The organism is Sporosarcina psychrophila (assembly GCF_001590685.1).
Lineage (GTDB): Bacteria > Bacillota > Bacilli > Bacillales_A > Planococcaceae > Sporosarcina > Sporosarcina psychrophila.
Window position 1 is genome coordinate 2400295 of record NZ_CP014616.1, and the last position, 17916, is coordinate 2418210.

The following is a 17916-nucleotide window of genomic DNA, read 5'->3' on the forward strand; positions in this document are numbered from 1 at the left end:
TGTAAACTCAATATAAACAACGGTTATCAAATGAAGGTATTTATTAATTACTAACCCAGTAATATCAGCGTTTAGCGCTTCTTCACATTATACAGCTTTGTAAAAGAAGTGATATAAAACAGGATGGTTGGGGAGGATTTTAAAAAACGCTGATAGGCGCACAACCCATAACGAAAAAAAAACAGCTATCATCTCGATTGAGAAGCTGACTGCTTTTATTGTTCAGCTTTTCAAGTATATTGCTGACTTTATCGCGCACGTCTTCGGATTCTTCTATAAAAACTTCATATTCAATTTACCGATTAAATAGTCTTTCGCCATGTACATCCTTTACAATGACTCCTTATATTCAACAGACGTAACTAATTAATTGCACACACTTGCTTCCCCTTTTGATTCACCATACCGAGTTATTGTTTGTAATATAAATAAAAAACTCATTTCCATAAAGAAATCGAAGTAATTATTTTCCTGTTTATAGCACTGAGTTTAAGTGAACACTATAAGTTCAAACAAAAAAGGGAGTGTTTTTAGTGGATATGAAGGATAAAGTACAAAAAGAATTATCTCAGATTGACGTCGAGAAAAAGGACGAAATTTTAGAAAACTTTAATCGATTCAAACAGTATCTTTCGGAGAAAGTTGAGTTAGGGGAAAACATGGGCTTGAGTGAAGAAAAACTTGCCAAAACTACAGAATTAGTTGCAAATTATCTCGCCAAACACGAAGAGCCCCGCAATAGGGAGGAAAAAATGCTAATGGAACTTTGGAATTCCGGTTCTAAAGAAGCGCAACACACATTAGCGCATATGTTACTGGAAATGGTACGGAAAGCTTAGTAAAACGAGTAGTTCATGTTTATATTAAATAAATGACTGTAATTAATCAAAATGCGACCTATCCGCTAATCTGTGGATGGGTCGCTTTTACTTTATCTTACTTATTTATCGCAACAAGTATATTAACCGCTAACACCCATACAGTTACAGCTGCGGAATATTTTGGACCAGCGGATTTCAATGCAAATAGATGGCCCGTATATGATCTCACGCCCACCTTCAACTAAAGTTCCTTATTAGTTGAAGAAACGATTTGTAAAAACAAACATTATAGGCTCCATTAAAAAATCAAATCAAATCGCCAAGTGTACCAACACAAAAAAACACAACATAATAACTTGCAATCGTGATTTCATTGTTAAACAGTTCTTTGAATGCCTGAATAAACAACGCATTAAACTTAAACTAACTTAATATCCAACCGATTAAAAGAAAACTTACAATCATCATTGCTCTTTCTTGTCCCCTTCTTTAAAACAAATAGATTCGCTATCTTCTTATTCATTTATTATCCATGCTTCAACTAACTTTGAGGCTAACTCTCCGTTTGATGAAAAGCGTTATCCCGAACTTTTCAAGTACTTGTGTAGCCGTTATTTCTACTTCTTCGTTGTTCGACACATCTTCTTTGAAAAAAGTCTCGTCAATACCGGATGAATGTAATTCCTGTACTTTTGCATCCCCAGCTTGTTGATCAAAATCAAGAACGACTACCCATGCACCTTGTTTACCAAATAACGTAGCTGCAGCTGCACCAACAACTGGTACTCTTTCACATTGCCCCTATAATGATTACGACACCTTGACCACCTCCAACACGGAATATAACAAGTCCTAATGACTTACTAGACTATTAAATTCTCTGAATCAGGATAGTAACAATTACCTCTCCGCAAGATATTTTTAAGTAAATACCGAATTCCCGCTCTAACAACATAAACATGATTAATCAAATAATTAATAGAACAAAATTGCAACTATTAATGCCGGAATAGCTGATAGAATAGGAGCTATTACGCAAGTCATAAAAACATGTATGTATCCATCTTTATGTGTTAGTCCTGTTACAACTAAAGTCGTTATTACTGCCCCATTGTGAGGTAAGGAATCCAAACCACCAGATGCCATTGCTGCAATCCTATGAATTGCGTTCGGATCTAAGTCTAAATTCACATAAGTCTCTGATAAAGTTTCCATCGCTATCCCTAAACCGCCGGATGCTGATCCAGTAATACCAGCTAGAGCCGTTGTTGCAATATAAAGTGAAATCAACGGACTTCCCGGAACATTTGTCATAATATCTACGAAAATAGCAAAGCCTGATGTTGCCGCAATAACAGCTCCATAGCCAACGTCCGCACTTGTATTAATTAGTGGTAAAACTGCATTCGTTGCACCGATGTTGATTGTTTCTTTTTTCATATCGATATAATTCCAAAAGACGATTGTACAAATTAAAACAGAAATCATTAATGTAAATAAGACTTCTATTTTTAATAAGTTTAATAAAACTAATAAAAGTATTGGCGGGGTCATACTTAACATTAAATTGGGTAATTTTTTGTTAGCATACTTATCGATGATTTCCTCATCTTTTTTATCCTCAAGATTTTTCATTGTTGCATAAGTTTCGCCTTTTTTCTCAGACCTATTTAAGGCATATTTTAAATACCAAAGATTAAGCACAAGGACAGCGATGGTTCCTGCAATTCCAATCCATGCTCCCGATGTAACACTAGTGTTTAAATAACTAATTGGAATAATATTTTGAATTGAAGGTGTTCCAGGTAACATTGTCATCGTAAATGTTCCGATTCCAATGAAAAAGGGTGCCAAAAATAAATGCCAAGGTATATCCATTTCTTTGAAAAGTGGTTTAGCAATTGGTAAAACTGCAAAAATAACAACGAACAAACTAATACCGCCATATGTTAAAAATGCACAAATCACCATAATTGAAACCAATACTTTATATTTACTGTTTTTACCTAAAACTTTCAACAATGATTCTGCGATTCTTCTTGCTGCTCCACTGTCATCCATGAATTTCCCAAACATTGCAGCAAAAAGGAAAATTAAGTAGTAATTCTTTGCATAGTTAACAAACCCACCCATATAGTCATTTTGAAATGTTTCTAAAATTGGCATACCGTTTAGCACTATAACAAATAAGCTGACAATCGGGGCAATAATGATAATTGTAAATCCCCTTAACGCAAGGAGTATTAATAAAATTAATGAAAGAACTATCGTAGTTATACTCCACATTCCCATTCCCCCTTGTATATTTCTTTAAGCTAGTACTCTACCCTTTAAATACTCTAGTTCGAAGCGCACTTTCATAATTGATGACTTCAAACCTATGAAAGTGCTCTCTATTAATTGAGTATTTATCACCAACAAGATTAAATTGTTTTTCAACCAAACTGCAGCACAATTTAAATCAGACCGTAGTCTAATTGTAATTCAAGAAGCAATATTCTGTCAACAGGATATTAGAGTACCATTAAAACAATTCCAAAACCCAGTGTTTACTTGAGTATTAATTGCTAAAATGATTGACTTACTATAAAATAACTTTCATAACCAGACCCAAGTACAAATTCAACTGGATTGCAGCCTGATTATGATATAATAGATAATATTCTGACAACACTATATTGGAGTGATTTTTTTGATGAAAAAAGAAAATAAACAAAGTAGAGGTAAAATGACTCAAAAAAGAATTTTAGAAACTGCATTGAAATTATTCACTGAAAAAGGCTATGATAAAGTAACCGTTGATGAAATTTGCGAAAAGAGTGAGTCATCTAAAGGTTCTTTTTATCAGCATTTTTCATCAAAATCAACTATATTTTTAGTGAAATTCTTCGAAGTAGATGACCACTATGCCCAAGTAATAGAAGCTATGCCGGAAGATATCGATGTGTATGAAAAAATATCAATATTTTTTCATGAGGCTTTGTGTATCATTAATGATCAGATGGGAAAGGACTTAATGAAAGTCATTTATAGTTCCGCGCTTGTTTCAAATGACCATACTTATTTCTTAAATAAAGATCGAGAACTAACTCGTATTTTCATATCTTTCGCTGAAGAAATCCAAAGAAACCAACCGATAGATTCTGCTTCTCAAGTAGAGGATTTATTAATGATGATGAGTCAAACAATGATGGGCGTTATATACTATTGGAGTGTTAGCCAAGACGATCGAAAGTTACCTGAGCTGGCTCAATACGTTACAAAAACAATGATTAAAGGTCTGAAAAGTTTGAACGAGGTTCATTTGCCCTAAGTGGATTATCCCCATATTTAAATGGGCACTTACACATCAAAAATTATGAAAGTTTAATTATTCGAGAATGTACCCCTGCAAGCACCCCTTTCTATAAGCCACTATTCGAAGGGAATTTATCAAATAGCTTGGTCCTATTAATTCACTCATACTGCATAAAAAAGGCAGGAATCAGAGGAGATAATCTTCTCTGATTCCTGCCTTTCAATATGCGGTCTATTATTGATTATTCACCTAACCAAAAGAATCGAAACCTTACATTGCGACTGGATTCGCTTCGTTCAATTGCACCTATACAGCCTCAGAAATTCTAACATCTTTTCACTTAAAGAATTCATCAATATAATGAAGCGTTTTAATTTCCTTGTTCTTTTCTTTGGCTTTCACAATTTTAACTACCATATCATTATAGGGGGTTGCAATACCGTGTTCTTTTCCTTTGTTACTAACAACTCCGTTTATGTAATTAATCTCGGTTGTTCTTCCTTTCTCCAAATCTTGCAACATGCTTGCTTTCGTGTCACGGTGTTGATCCCAGGTCTTTTTAAAGTAAGGAAATTTACTTAGTATTTCTTTTGGGGTACGATCATTTAACTCCAGAAGTCCGAGATCCTGGTCCTGCATTTTAACTAAATCTATACCTTGCGCGTAGGCTACTTTAATCGTTTCGTCGGCAAGATGTGCAAGACACCAATAGCCCCTAGGATCGTCTAATACCTCACCAAAAGTACAGCCAAGCGCGGCCGACATCCCGCTAAAAGTAGCATTCATTAATATTTTAGACCATCTAATGCCAAGCAAGTTATTAGATACTTCAGAACCACCCACATTTTGCAGAATTGCGTTAACTGCTTTAATTCTTTCAGTAACTTCTCCATTCATTTCTCCTATTTCAAAGGCAAACTCTTCTAAAGCCTTTTTCTTCGATGTTAATTCAGTAACACCGGGTTTAATCCATGTCGCTCCAAAACCCACAGCTCCGCCAATCGTTCTATCTTTTCCAATAATTTCTGCTACACTTTCTTCGGGAGCCCCGTTTTGAAGAGTACAAATAATACTAGTAGAATGAAGATGTGGTAAAAGCTTATTTAAGACCTCTTTGTTATCGAATTGCTTTGTTAGTAGAAATAACAAATCGTATTTATCAGTTAAGTCATCTAGATAATAAGCATGCCCATGTGTTTTCACTTGAATAGAGCCTCTTATTTCAGTACCATTTTTTTGCATTGCTATTACATTTTCTTTAAAGCCATCTATTAAATCCACTTCAATGCCTTTTGAGTTTAATAATGTTCCTAACACAGTTCCTATTGCTCCAACGCCTACTATACCAATTTTCATTTTCAAGTCACCTTTCTCTTATAATTAACTTAATATGCAGCATGTTAATATCGTGTCCTATATCTTAACTTCCTTGTGCGAAATCAATTTAGTTATTCCACAATCGTGTTTTTCAAAATACCTAACTCAGTTACTTCTAATTCAACGGTATCACCTGGTTTTAACCAAGATTGTTGGACCCCACTCAATTCTAATAGACATCCTGTTCCAACTGTTCCTGATCCAATAATATCTCCTGGGTATAACGTGGCGTTGATTGACGCCCTTTCAATCATATCTGCAAATGAATAGTGAATATCTTTTAAATTACCTTTGGAAATTTCTTGCCCATTAATTCTCGCCGTCATTGTTAAATCATGTCTATTTTCAATCTTATATTTCTGTAGAGATTCTTTAGTGACAATATACGGACCAATTGACGTCGCAAAGTCTTTTCCTTTTGCAGGTCCTAAACCTATTTTAATTTCCTCCATCTGTATATCTCTAGCCGACCAATCATTGAGAATCGTGAATCCAAAAATATAATCTTCAGCATCTCCAGCTTTAATGTCTTTACCTTGTTTTCCAATTACACAGGCAATCTCAAGTTCAAAATCCAAACACTTTGTAAAAGAGGGATAAGATAATGGTGTTTCCGGACCGATAATCGCATGATGATTAGTAAAATAAAAAGCCGGGGCTTCGTACCATTCTTTAGGTATCTCTTTTTCTAAATTTTTATATGCATTTTTCAAATGCAACTCAAAACTCATAAAATCTCGCACACTTGGCGGTCTTGGAATAGGAGCTAGAAGCTCAGTATCCCCTAGGTTATATGTACCGCTATGCTCTTCTTTTAATAATTCTTTAAGAATAGGGGTATATTTTTCATGGTCTTCAATAAATGTAAGTAGCTTAGAAGGTAATATCCCATCAGATAGCTCATTCATGTCGTAAACTTTTTGACCTTCAATCCATCCAGCTCTTTCTTCACCATTTATGTTTATAAAACTTACAAATTTCATTCTTTATCCCCCTGTTCTTATTATTTTTGTTCAACACCGATCAAGTTATGTGAACTTCTGTTTTTTATTAGAATGAACATCGTATTGAAGCAATTTTACTGCCTTCCAGCAAGCCCGCAACTCCAACTAGTTGAAGGCTTATGAAAGCATCAATCTTCTTGTATATAAACACATTCGCGTTCACTTAAGAGCAGATAATCAAGCCCTCTACAAGAAATTGATATGGAAAAATGTTTAAAGAAAATTCTATTTACATTATTAGAATTCTATTTTTTTATCCGACGCTAGTGAATTATTTCATACATTTCCAAGGTACGCTTTTGCGACATCTGGATTATTAAGTATCTCTTCTCCTGTACCCTCTAAAACAATACGCCCAGTTTCTATGACGTAGGCACGATCGGATATTTTTAATGCACTATTTGCCATCTGCTCAACCAAAAGCACCGTAACACCCGAGGAATTAATTTGCTTTAAAAGGTCAAAAACCTCATTTACAATGATAGGTGCAAGTCCTAGTGAGGGTTCATCAAGAATTAAAAAGGATGGTTCCGTCATAAGCGACCTTGCAATGGCTAGCATCTGTTGCTCTCCCCCAGAAAGGGTCCCCCCTAATTGCATTTTTCTTTCCTCGAGTCGTGGAAAACGTTCGAAAATCGACTGTATTAGAACATGCGTTTTCTTAGAATCCTTTACAATATGCGCTCCTAAAAGAATGTTTTCCATTACAGTATGTTGAGGAAATATCTGTCTCCCCTCCGGTACTATTCGAATTCCCTTGCGCACTAGCTGATCGGGACGATCATTGGAAATCTCTTTGCCTTGAAAGCAGATACTTCCACCTTTCCCCTTATGAAGTGCAACAATTGTATTGAGAATTGTGCTTTTTCCAGCACCATTCGCTCCTAATATTGTAACGATTTCACCTTGACTTACTTGGAAAGAGATATTATGAACAACTTCAGTTTTCCCGTAGCCTACAGTTAAATTCTTTACTTGTAACATCGTTTCACGCCCCTTCACCCAAATAAGCGTTTCTGACAACTTGATTGGAATTTATGCTTGCCGGATCACCCTCAGCTATTTTTTTGCCATAATCAAGTACTGTAATATAATCGGATATTTCCATTACTAAATCCATGTGATGTTCAATCATCAAAACGGTAATCCCAGCCTCCCGGACTTTATTAAGCAACTTAGAAAACTCCATAGTCTCTGTATCTGAAAGGCCAGCACATGGTTCATCTAGTACTAGAAGTTCTGGTTTCATACTCAGAGCTCGCGCCAGTTCTAATAACTTCTGTTGACCCGCTGAAAGGCTTTCCGGTTCATTATTCGCTTGATTACTTAGATCTATTAAATCAAGGTAATCCATTGCTTCATAAATTGATTTTCTTTCTTCATTCTTCATTTTCCTTGTACGGAACATGGTATCGGTCAGTGAATAGCTATAAAATAGACGTCCCCCCATTGCAACATTTTCAACCACCGAAAGATTGTTAAAGAGTCTCACATGTTGAAATGTTCTCGAGATCCCCTGCCTAACTAGATCAATAATACTTTTACCCGTAATGTCCTTATCATTAAAAATAACCATTCCTGTTGATGGCTTATCAACTCCAGTAATTATGTTTAAAGTTGTGGTCTTGCCGGCACCATTCGGACCAATTAGTGAGTGAACCGTCCCTCTTTTAATCGTCATGTTTAGATTTTCTACAGCTGTATGTCCCCCAAATTTCTTAGTAAGATTCTTGATAATTAAAATAGCATCATTATCAAAATTATTACCATTACTCACAACATTCCGCTTAATATCAAATAATTTTTGGTCCCTTTTTTCCATAATATATTGATTATCATCTATTTCTCTAAAATGCTTCTTAATGGTTCCTGCGATACCCGCCGGAAGTACTTGTGGGATTATGACAAGAAGAGCGCCATAGACAATCTGTTTCAAGTCAGGTGCTGCATTAAATAATTCTGGTATCATCGTAGCAATGATAGCACCGACTATTGGACCACTCAGAGTCCCTTGTCCACCCAAAACCACCATCAAAAGAATGAATACTGTAAATTGAAAACTGAAGGTATCAGGGCTTAAATAGCCACTATAACTAGCATAAATACCTCCGGCTATTCCAGCCAGTAATGAACTAAAAAAGTAGCCTATTATTCTATATTTACTAAAGTTAATTCCGACCCCGGCTGCTGCAATCTCATTGTCTGTCATTGCAATTAAATCTCTACCCCATCGACTTTTAACGATGTTCCTCTGTACGATAACACAAATTACTACTATTAGTAATATGAAATAGTACTTTTGAAGGGTATCTAGAGTGAATCCGAAAATATTCCAAGTAGGGACGAATAGCCCCTGTGAACCACCAGTAAACCAGGTCCATTCATTAAACACTCGATGCGCCATTTCTAGTAAACCAATACTTATAAGAGCTAGGTAATGGTGTTTTACTTTAGATGCCGGAAGGGAAACTAGTAAACCCACTAAAGCAGCTGCTATTGCCCCTGCTATAAGTCCCGCGAAAAACGGCATGTTGTAGGCGGTAATGGCCACTGCTGAAACATATGCCCCAACACCAAAATGTGCGGCAAAAGCAAAAGAAGTTATACCACTAAAGCCTGCAGAAATGTTATATCCAATTGCTAGGATGATATATATGAATATTAAACTTACTAATCGCAAGTAGTAGCTACCTGCCATTAGTGGAATAACTAAACTAATCAATAAAAGAGCAACCCAAAGGATAGTGAAATAAATTCTATATTTTTTCTGCGCTGAAGTTGCCTTTATTGAAAATTTTGGCACCTAATATCCCTCCCGGTAAAACTATAATGAATATAATCATAACTAAAAAGATAACGGCATCTTTTAATCCACCAGGGATCATCGTTCCAACAATTCCCTCTAACAAACCTAAGGTAATCCCACCAACAAACGCTCCTTTGGTATTACCTAAACCTCCGATTAACGCTGCTGCGAAAGCCTTGATACCAACTGCATATGTCATTGTATAGCTAGCAAAAGTTATGGGTGCAATAAGTGCACCTGCTATTGCCGCAACACCACCTGATATCGCGAAACAGGTCAACACAACGACATTACTTCGAATACCCATGATTCTTGCTGTATCCGGTTTATAAGATACAGCCCTAACAGCTCTACCAAAACTAGTTTTCTGAATTACAAATTGATAAACTATACCTATCGATATTGCAATGATAATCATCATGATTTCGTGCAACATAATATTTGCACCGAAAATACGGATATCCTGACCATCAAAAAGGAATGGGAAAGCTTTTGGTTCCGTTCCGAATAGCATTCGGGCAATATTGTCTATAATGATACTTGCACCGAAGAGAGTTACAATCCAACTTGAATTTTTCGATAAATCTCCTAATCTTTCGACCGCTGTCTTATAAATCAATATACTTAGTAATATGTTAATAAGTATTGCTAACAAAATAGCAACTAAGTAATTCATATTAAAAGCACTTATGAACCAGTAGCTTGTCATGGCTCCTATCATAATAACGGAGCCATGTGCAAAGTTAATGATACGTGTTGTAGAATAAATTATACCTATGGCAAGCGCCATTAAGGCATACATGCTTCCATTAGCAAGAGCAAATATTAGTTCCTGCATATATACTCTCCTCTCTTATCTTCCCAGTCTCATCATGTTGTAGCAGCGCCACTTACAATTATGCATTGCCCTGATAAGAAACTTGCATCATCACTAGAAAGGAAAGACACAACACTGGCAATTTCATTAGGTTTTCCAAGTCTTCCTAAGGGGGTGTTCTTTATATGTTCATCCATAATTTCCTTTGGGACAGTTTTATACATGTCTGTTTCAATATAACCAGGAGCAACGCAGTTCACGATAATATTCTTTGGTCCCCCTTCCTTCGCAAGAGTTTTTGAAAAGCCAATTAATCCTGCTTTTGATGTTGCGTAATTAGCCTGACCTACATTACCAAATGCAGATATGGACGAGATGTTTACAATCTTTCCGATGGCTTTATTCCTCATAATGGGTATAACGTGTTTACAAAGGTAATATGCACCTTTAAGATTTACATTTATAACAGCATCCCAAGCCTCCTCTGACATCTTGTGAAACATACTGTCCTGTGTAATACCAGCATTATTGACAAGTATGTCAATAGTACCGAAATGTTCCATAGCTTGAGAGACAGCTATTTCTACTTGTTTTTCATTTGATACATCACACTGAATGAGCAGAACTTTAGCACCACTATTATCGAGTCTTGAAATCATTTCTTTCGCCATGTTCAGATCATATTCAAGTACTGCAATACCTGCAATACCATCCTTTAGAAAACGATTAACTATAGATTCACCGATACCTTTACCACCCCCAGTAACAATTGCGTATTTACTTTTTAATTTCCCCATAATATTACCCTCCCAAAAATTAAACCGAATTTCATCTCTGAATTCTATTTTCCAAATGATCACGGCTTCAAAATTTAAACTTATATAAGATTTTCTTTTATTGATTTCCTGGTCATATATAAAGGATAAGTCTCCCACTTACATAAAACCCAAGTTAAGTTGGCCTCCCCAAATTCCTTCACTACCCTAATACTGCTCATCATTGTCAGCTAACCAGATAAAGAAGGATCACATTAAAAATTAAGGAGACCGACATCATATAGTTCTAAACTATTTTTTTATATAAAGATCGCCATTAAACATTTCTGAGATGCTGGCCATATCCAATTCTGCTAAAGGGTATCCCTCGTGAGATTCCTCCGAAAAGGCATATTGTTTTACAAAAACCGATTCGAATTCCTCCACACTATTTTCCAATACCTTTTTAACTTCATCGGTATCAGTTGTACCTGCTTTTTCAATTGCCCACTTTAGTAAATAAACTGCCTCATAACTTGGTACTACGGAAGTAGGGTTTGTATCACGTTTTTCATATTCGCCGTATTCATTAATAATATTTTGATATATCTCCCAATATTTTGGCTCTAACTCTGTTTTACCAGAAGCCACTGCCCAGTTGTTCATAGAAATAACTGACACTTTATTAGCTCCAGGGCCAGCCAGTTCCTTAAAGTTTGGCATGGCCACTCCTGTATAGCCTAAAATATTCAATTTATCAATATAGTCGATTCGTTCCAGAGACCTTACAATCTTTGCCCCGTCAGCTCCTAAGGTCCAGAACAGTGCAACATCTGCGTTAGCCTCTTTTATTTTTTGTGCGATAGGCGTCATGTCTGGATCATCCGACTTATAAGTAGCTATTATAGTAGGCTCAACGCCATATTCTTTTAGCGTCTCTTCCATAACAGTAATTCCATCCACGCCAAGGGCAGAGGTATCAGCAACCAAAGCAATATTCTTATATTTTTTCTCTACTGCAATTTTGACAAGAGCCTTTGCCTGTGTAGCATTAGACGGCGTTATTCTAAAAGCATAGGGATTGTCTTTGCTGATAAGATTTGTACCTGTCGCTACTGGCAACATAGAAATAACTTTACTTTCCTGAAGATATGCCATTGAAGCTGCTGCTGGAGTCGAATTTGTAGGTCCAATCAGAAAGTTTGCCTTTTCCTTGTCCACTAATTCCTCCACAAATGTTTTGGATTTTGTCGGGTCAGCCTCATCATCACGTGTGGCGATTCTCACCTGAGCGCCCATGATACCTCCATTCTCATTAATTTCTTTTACCGCAAGTTCTACTCCTTGTGACTGCGCTTTCCCAAGTACAGCACTTGTTCCACTCATCGCTCCGATATTACCAATTACTATTTCACTAGGTGAACTATTACCTTCTTTAGGTGAACTACTACCTTCTTTTTCATTACTACAAGCGGTAACAATTAATAAAACGCTTAAAAGAATTGAACTAACAAGTTTTTTTCTCATCTTAATCCCCCTCATTTTTTTCTGATAACAAAGTTAAGTTTAGTATTAAGAAATATTCTGTGACCAACAAATATATCCAAGATACCAATTCCAAAAGCGTGTAAACCCTTACATAATAATCAGCCTCCTTACTATTTACTGAGAGTTGATCACTAGCGTCGCATAAAAAACAACATCTGCGATTGATGAGTTAATGCCTTTCCACACGCCTAATCTAACGAAAACGCTTTCATCATTAGCAACCAAATACATTTTCTTCATACATATTGCCATCGATTGCAATTAGCACTTATGTTTTTATTTGATAGAATTGAATTATTTAAGCCTCAGTATTTTCAATAATAATGGCAATACCTTGTCCACCACCGATACAAAGTGAAGCTAGACCATACTTAGCTCCTCTTTTCTTTAACTCTAAAGCTAATGAATATGTAATACGGGTCCCGCTTGAGCCGACCGGATGGCCTAGAGCAATAGCACCTCCATTAACATTAACTTTACTCGCATCAAGTCCTAATTCTTTAATTACCGCTAAAGACTGAGCTGCAAAAGCTTCATTTAGCTCAAATAAATCAATATCTTCAAGTGTTAAACCTGCTTTTTCTAAAGCTTTTTTGCTAGCTGGTACAGGACCAATTCCCATAATATTAGGATCTACCCCTGCAACGCCCCACGAGACAATTTTCGCAAGCGGTTTTATATTATGTTCGTATATATATTCCTCAGATGCCAATAATACAGCAGCCGCCCCATCGTTAATTCCACTAGCATTACCTGGCGTGACAGTTCCCTCCTTCTTAAAAGCAGGCATCAACTTGGCTAAACCTTCTACAGATGTGCCTTCACGAATATGCTCATCCCTATCAAAGATGATTTCCTCACCTTTTCTACCTTTTAATCTAACCGGGACGATTTCTTCTGCAAAACGACCACTATTTCTTGCAGCAATTGCCTTGTTTTGTGAATCTACGGAAAATTGATCCTGTTCTTCACGCGAAATCGAATATTTTGTTGCTAGGTTCTCAGCCGTCATTCCCATTCCACATCCAACATGATTATCTGTTAACGTCTCCCATAACATGTCCTCAACAATTGGCGCCTTGTTTGGTGATCCAAAACGTGTACTTCTTAATACATGTGGGGATAAGCTCATATTTTCTGTCCCACCCGCTACGATTACATTTGCATCCCCTAAAGCAATGGACTGTGCCCCAGATACAATCGACTGTAAACCTGATCCGCAAAGTCGATTTAATGTTAATGCCGAAGATATCTCTTTTAAACCACTTTTTAAGCCAATATGTCGAGCCAAATACGCTGAATTTTTATTCGTTTGAATGATGTTACCAAATATAATTTCATCAATATCCGTAACTGGAATACTACTTCGCTTAATCGCCTGTGTTGTTGCGATCACTCCTAAATCGACTTCGCTAATATCCTTTAAAGATCCTCCAAAGGTACCAAATGCAGTTCTTGCACCATCAATAATATAAGTATTCATTTATTAGCTTCCTCCTTTTTCTTTTTTAAACTTGGATAGGTACTTAGTAAATGTTTAATTAAGTCCGTATCACGTTCAATAACATAACCATCAAGGCCCTTGCCTGGATAGTTGTAAAATCCTTGTCCAGACTTCACACCAAATGCACCTGCCTCAATTCGATCATCAATAATTTTGTAACTTCGGTCACTCGATTCAATTTTGGACTGTAATTCGAGAATGGTTATGTTCCAAATATCTAGCCCACCAAAATCCATAATTTTCATTAAACCACTAGAAGAAAATCTAAAACCAGGACCGGCGAAAATAGCTGTATCGAGATCTTTTTCACTGACCACGCCATCTTCAACTAAGGAAAGTGCCTCTCTTGCAAGTGCTATCTGAATCCGATTAGCAACAAGGCCAGCTACTTCTTTTTTAACTTCAATCGTTACTTTATTATTCACTTCTAAAAAATCTTTTACTTCATTAAATACCTTATCATCTGTCTCTTCAGTTCTTAAAAGTTCTACAAGAGGAACGATATGGGCTGGATTGAAAAAGTGTGTCAACATTACTCTATCTTTGTGCTTCTCAACATTCACAGTAATTTCTGAAAGTCGTAAACTCGACGTGTTAGAAGCTAGAATTGTTTGTTCCCCGCAAATAACATCTAATTCTTGAAAGATCCTTTGTTTCAATGCTAAATTTTCTGAAATACTTTCGATGATGAAATCACGGTCTGCCAAATCATTTAATTTTGTTGTAAATGTTATATTGGACATAACTTCTTCGACACTTATAGGAATGTTATATCCCTCTTCACGAAATATTTTTAAGTAAATAACGAATTTCCCCTTCGCAATATCAAGCGCTTCTTCAGATAGATCACATAACATCGTCTTCGTTCCATTAAGTGCAAATTGAAAAGCAATCCCAAAACCCATCGTACCAGCGCCAAGAATTCCAACTTGTTTAATCAAAACGTTTCACCCTTTCCTACTGAATAGAACTTAATCTCAATAACCAAGCTTTCTATCGTTCTAGTACCTTGTCCTTCAAATACGTTAATTCGAAGCCCACTTTCTCACTTAATGCTTCAATAGTGATATCTTCAAGTATTTCAACCACTTTAACACCATTTTCAGTAAATTTAAAAACAGCATATTCAGAAACTAATAAGTCTACCCGCCTTATACCACTTGTGTTATATGTTAGATTTTTGACGAGCTTAGATTCTCCATGTTTGTTAAATAATGTTGCCGCGACAATGACTTTCTTAGCTCCTATTAATAAATCCATCGCCCCACCAACACCTAGAATTGGTTGATTCGGAACCGCCCAATTAGCAATTTCTCCGTTTATATCAACCTGCAACACTCCTAGTATTGCAACATCTACATGACCACCGCGAATGAGTCCAAAAGAGTCAGCACTACTAAAAAATGAAGAACCTTTTAAAATACTCACTGGCTCCTTACCTGCACTAATTAGATCTATGTCAATCTTCTCCTCTATGGGTGAAGGCCCCATGCCTAGCAGCCCGTTCTCCGACTGTAAGTAAATCTTCCTACCTCCTAAATACTCGGTAACTAAAGTAGGTATGCCAATTCCTAAATTTACAATTTGTCCTTCTTCTAACTCTTCTGAAATGCGTTTGGCGATTAAATACCTTTTATTTTGAATCAACGTATGTGCCACCTTTCTTTACATATTTACTTTCAATAATGTAATCTACATAAGCGTGTGGTGTCACAATATATTCTGGGTCTAATTCTCCAACATCGACAATCTCATCCACCTCGGCGATGACAATTTTACCAGCCGTCGCAATCATAGGATTAAAGTTTCTCGCAGTCGTGTGGTAAATTAAGTTACCTAGTTTATCTGCTTTCTTAGCTCTAACTAGTGAAACATCTCCCTTAATGGCCTTTTCAAAAATATAACGTTCTCCATCAATTTCACGCTCTTCCTTACCTTTAGCCAGCTCTGTTCCTACAGCTGTTTTTGTATAGAATCCGCCAATGCCCGCACCGCCAGCTCTAAGCGCCTCAGCAAGTGTTCCTTGGGGTATTAATTCAATTTCTAATTCACCATTTTGCCAAGCAATTACTGCTTCTTTGTTCGTTGTAAAAAATGACCCAATCGCTTTCTTAATTTTCCCTTGCATGAATAATTTGTGTAAGCCTTGACCGTCATCTCCCAAATTGTTACTTACAATTGTCAAATTCTTGATGTCAGTTTCCAATAACTCATCTAAAATTGTTAATGGGGTTCCCGACAAACCGAATCCGCCAACTAATAACTTATCGCCACTTTTAACTAAATCCCTTAATTCCTCTTTTTCAATTACCTTTTTCATTTTTCATCCCCCTTGAGAAAGTGTTTTCTTGTGATTGATGATTAGTTGCTAAAGATTCAGTTGCAATAAATAAAGTCTGTCAGTAAACAGATGCATTCTAATTACTAGACTAGAGTCTAGTTGGACTGTGGTCTAATTGTACTTTAACCGGGAAGATTCTGTCAATATGGATTTTGATTTTTTAAAAAAATTAATCAATTTAAAGGTGTGTAATTTTAATAAATCAAAGAGAAACAGAGTTTTAAGGATTTATTAAAGAGACGAATGATAGGGCGAATAACTTTTGACATAAGCATACTTCCCTCAGATTGAAGCAGGGGGCAGTCGTACAAGATATCCAAGAGCGATTAGGTCATTCAGACATCAATATATTAATACAACAATTCACATTTACGCTAATATGACCAAAAAACATCGAAGAAAAGACCTTTTGTGAGTTCAGTGAACTTACAAAAGATCTTCTCTAAATAGCAGTTTAATATCGTATTGAAATTTGAAGAAGACATTACTCTAATTCTCACCTTACAAATCCTTACATATCAAGGGTTCAAGGTTCTTCTTACATCATGCCGCCCGTAAGGTGAAAGTGTGTAATATCTTTAACGATGTGTTCTAAAAGTACGGTATATCAAAGTTATAGCTAATCAGAGGTGTAACATCTTTAACGAGAATTAAGCGTTTTTCATTTGATTGCGTGAGCAAAATGTTAGCATCTATTCACACTCTCTTCCTTTGCGGAGTGTGAATAATATCAAGAGTAAAGTGAAAAAATATTTTGACAGCAACCTCTTTGCTTTGACTACATGACTTCAAAGTCGGCATAATTAAATTACTTATTTTATGAAAAACAGGTAAAAAGAATGAAAGATCAAGTTGCATTTATACTGCTTCTTAAGGTCTTTATTTTAAGTTATATACAAAAACCATGCTTTAGACATCGTCTAAAGCATGGTTTTTATTTAAACTAATATTAAACTGCTAAGTTGATTTTTTTAGCTCATCTACTTATTGAGTCTATTAACTGGAAAAAATATTCGGGTTTATGAGTCTTATTTAGGTTATACCATGAATGCAATGTATCTGGTGCAAATACATCTAATTTCTTCATTACTTCCATCGCAAATTCCAGAGGAGCTACCCCTGATGCAGTAACCAAATTCTCGCCAGATACTACAGGTTCCATCTCATAAAATTTTTCTCCTTTATAATTAGGACAGACCATTTTAATATACTCTAAGTCATTACTTGTATGCTTTCTAGAATCTAGGTATCCAACATTCGCTAGTCCCTCAGTTGCACCACAAATTGCAGCAACAATAGTGCCTAGCTTTAAAGCCTCACCAATTTTTTTCAAAATAGGTTGATGAATATCTTCTCCCCAAGTATTCCCTCCAGGTAAAATTATAAGATCCGTACTCTCAAGAGTACACTCATCAAGGGAAATATCTGGTTTTATGCTCAGTCCTCCCATTGTAGTAATAATTTCTTTATTAGCTCCTACTGTAATTACTTTTAATGGTGCTAAATCTTTTTTGAAATATCTTCCTGAGTTTAGTTCAGCAATTAAATATCCATATTCCCAGTCCGACATTGTATTAAATACATAAAGAAAAACTTTTTTTGTTTGCATCCAATAACACTCCAATCACATTTAATATAGTCAAAT

Annotated in this window: 15 protein-coding genes and 1 pseudogene; 2 read left to right on the forward strand and 14 right to left on the reverse strand. The window is 36.0% G+C overall.

The window, feature by feature from the left end; translation table 11 throughout:
- Positions 1-539 precede the first annotated feature (539 nt).
- Entirely contained in the window at positions 540-839 is a 300-nt protein-coding gene (locus AZE41_RS11390; RefSeq protein ID WP_067213947.1) for a DUF3243 domain-containing protein, read from the forward strand.
- Positions 840-1358: 519 nt separating this feature from the next.
- On the opposite strand, the pseudogene AZE41_RS23680 reads toward AZE41_RS11390, so the two are convergent.
- Positions 1359-1586, reverse strand: a pseudogene (locus tag AZE41_RS23680) (SDR family oxidoreductase); the annotation flags it as partial.
- 210 nt (positions 1587-1796) lie between these two features.
- Positions 1797-3107 carry a GntP family permease gene (locus tag AZE41_RS11395; protein ID WP_067209397.1) on the reverse strand — a complete coding sequence of 437 codons (1311 nt, stop codon included), beginning with the start codon at positions 3105-3107 and terminating at the stop codon, positions 1797-1799.
- Between the two features lie 409 nt (positions 3108-3516).
- Between AZE41_RS11395 and AZE41_RS11400 the strand changes: the two genes are divergently transcribed.
- Positions 3517-4134, forward strand: coding sequence for a TetR/AcrR family transcriptional regulator (locus AZE41_RS11400; RefSeq protein ID WP_067209400.1), 618 nt, complete (start codon positions 3517-3519; stop codon positions 4132-4134).
- A gap of 321 nt (positions 4135-4455) precedes the next feature.
- On the opposite strand, the gene AZE41_RS11405 is transcribed toward AZE41_RS11400, so the two are convergent.
- The 12 genes from AZE41_RS11405 to AZE41_RS11460 form a co-directional block, all read right to left on the reverse strand.
- A complete protein-coding gene (locus AZE41_RS11405; RefSeq protein ID WP_067209403.1) occupies positions 4456-5475 on the reverse strand; it encodes a ketopantoate reductase family protein in 1020 nt (339 codons plus the stop codon).
- Between the two features lie 92 nt (positions 5476-5567).
- Entirely contained in the window at positions 5568-6479 is a 912-nt protein-coding gene (locus AZE41_RS11410) for a fumarylacetoacetate hydrolase family protein (protein WP_067209406.1), read from the reverse strand.
- 297 nt (positions 6480-6776) lie between these two features.
- The gene (locus AZE41_RS11415; RefSeq protein WP_067209409.1) at positions 6777-7484 is read right to left on the reverse strand and encodes an ABC transporter ATP-binding protein; all 708 of its coding nucleotides are present in this window, start codon (positions 7482-7484) and stop codon (positions 6777-6779) included.
- Between the two features lie 4 nt (positions 7485-7488).
- On the reverse strand, positions 7489-9303 hold the full coding sequence (locus tag AZE41_RS11420; protein WP_067209411.1) for a branched-chain amino acid ABC transporter ATP-binding protein/permease: 1815 nt from the start codon (positions 9301-9303) through the stop codon (positions 7489-7491).
- Entirely contained in the window at positions 9257-10144 is an 888-nt protein-coding gene (locus tag AZE41_RS11425) for a branched-chain amino acid ABC transporter permease (protein ID WP_067209413.1), read from the reverse strand. Before AZE41_RS11425 ends, AZE41_RS11420 begins: the two co-directional genes overlap by 47 nt.
- Before the next feature lie 32 nt (positions 10145-10176).
- Positions 10177-10920 carry an SDR family NAD(P)-dependent oxidoreductase gene (locus AZE41_RS11430; RefSeq protein ID WP_156476027.1) on the reverse strand — a complete coding sequence of 248 codons (744 nt, stop codon included), beginning with the start codon at positions 10918-10920 and terminating at the stop codon, positions 10177-10179.
- Positions 10921-11190: 270 nt separating this feature from the next.
- Positions 11191-12405, reverse strand: coding sequence for an ABC transporter substrate-binding protein (locus AZE41_RS11435; RefSeq protein ID WP_067209417.1), 1215 nt, complete (start codon positions 12403-12405; stop codon positions 11191-11193).
- Positions 12406-12724: 319 nt separating this feature from the next.
- Positions 12725-13909 carry an acetyl-CoA C-acetyltransferase gene (locus AZE41_RS11440; protein WP_067209419.1) on the reverse strand — a complete coding sequence of 395 codons (1185 nt, stop codon included), beginning with the start codon at positions 13907-13909 and terminating at the stop codon, positions 12725-12727.
- A complete protein-coding gene (locus tag AZE41_RS11445) occupies positions 13906-14871 on the reverse strand; it encodes a 3-hydroxyacyl-CoA dehydrogenase family protein (RefSeq protein WP_067209421.1) in 966 nt (321 codons plus the stop codon). Before AZE41_RS11445 ends, AZE41_RS11440 begins: the two co-directional genes overlap by 4 nt.
- A gap of 52 nt (positions 14872-14923) precedes the next feature.
- Positions 14924-15577, reverse strand: a complete 654-nt coding sequence (locus AZE41_RS11450) for a 3-oxoacid CoA-transferase subunit B (RefSeq protein WP_197485310.1) — start codon at positions 15575-15577, stop codon at positions 14924-14926.
- Positions 15564-16250 (reverse strand): CoA transferase subunit A, encoded by a 687-nt coding sequence (locus AZE41_RS11455; protein ID WP_067209424.1) that lies wholly within the window; start codon positions 16248-16250, stop codon positions 15564-15566. Before AZE41_RS11455 ends, AZE41_RS11450 begins: the two co-directional genes overlap by 14 nt.
- A 997-nt stretch (positions 16251-17247) precedes the next feature.
- Positions 17248-17880 carry a type 1 glutamine amidotransferase family protein gene (locus AZE41_RS11460; protein WP_067209427.1) on the reverse strand — a complete coding sequence of 211 codons (633 nt, stop codon included), beginning with the start codon at positions 17878-17880 and terminating at the stop codon, positions 17248-17250.
- Between the last annotated feature and the right edge of the window lie 36 nt (positions 17881-17916).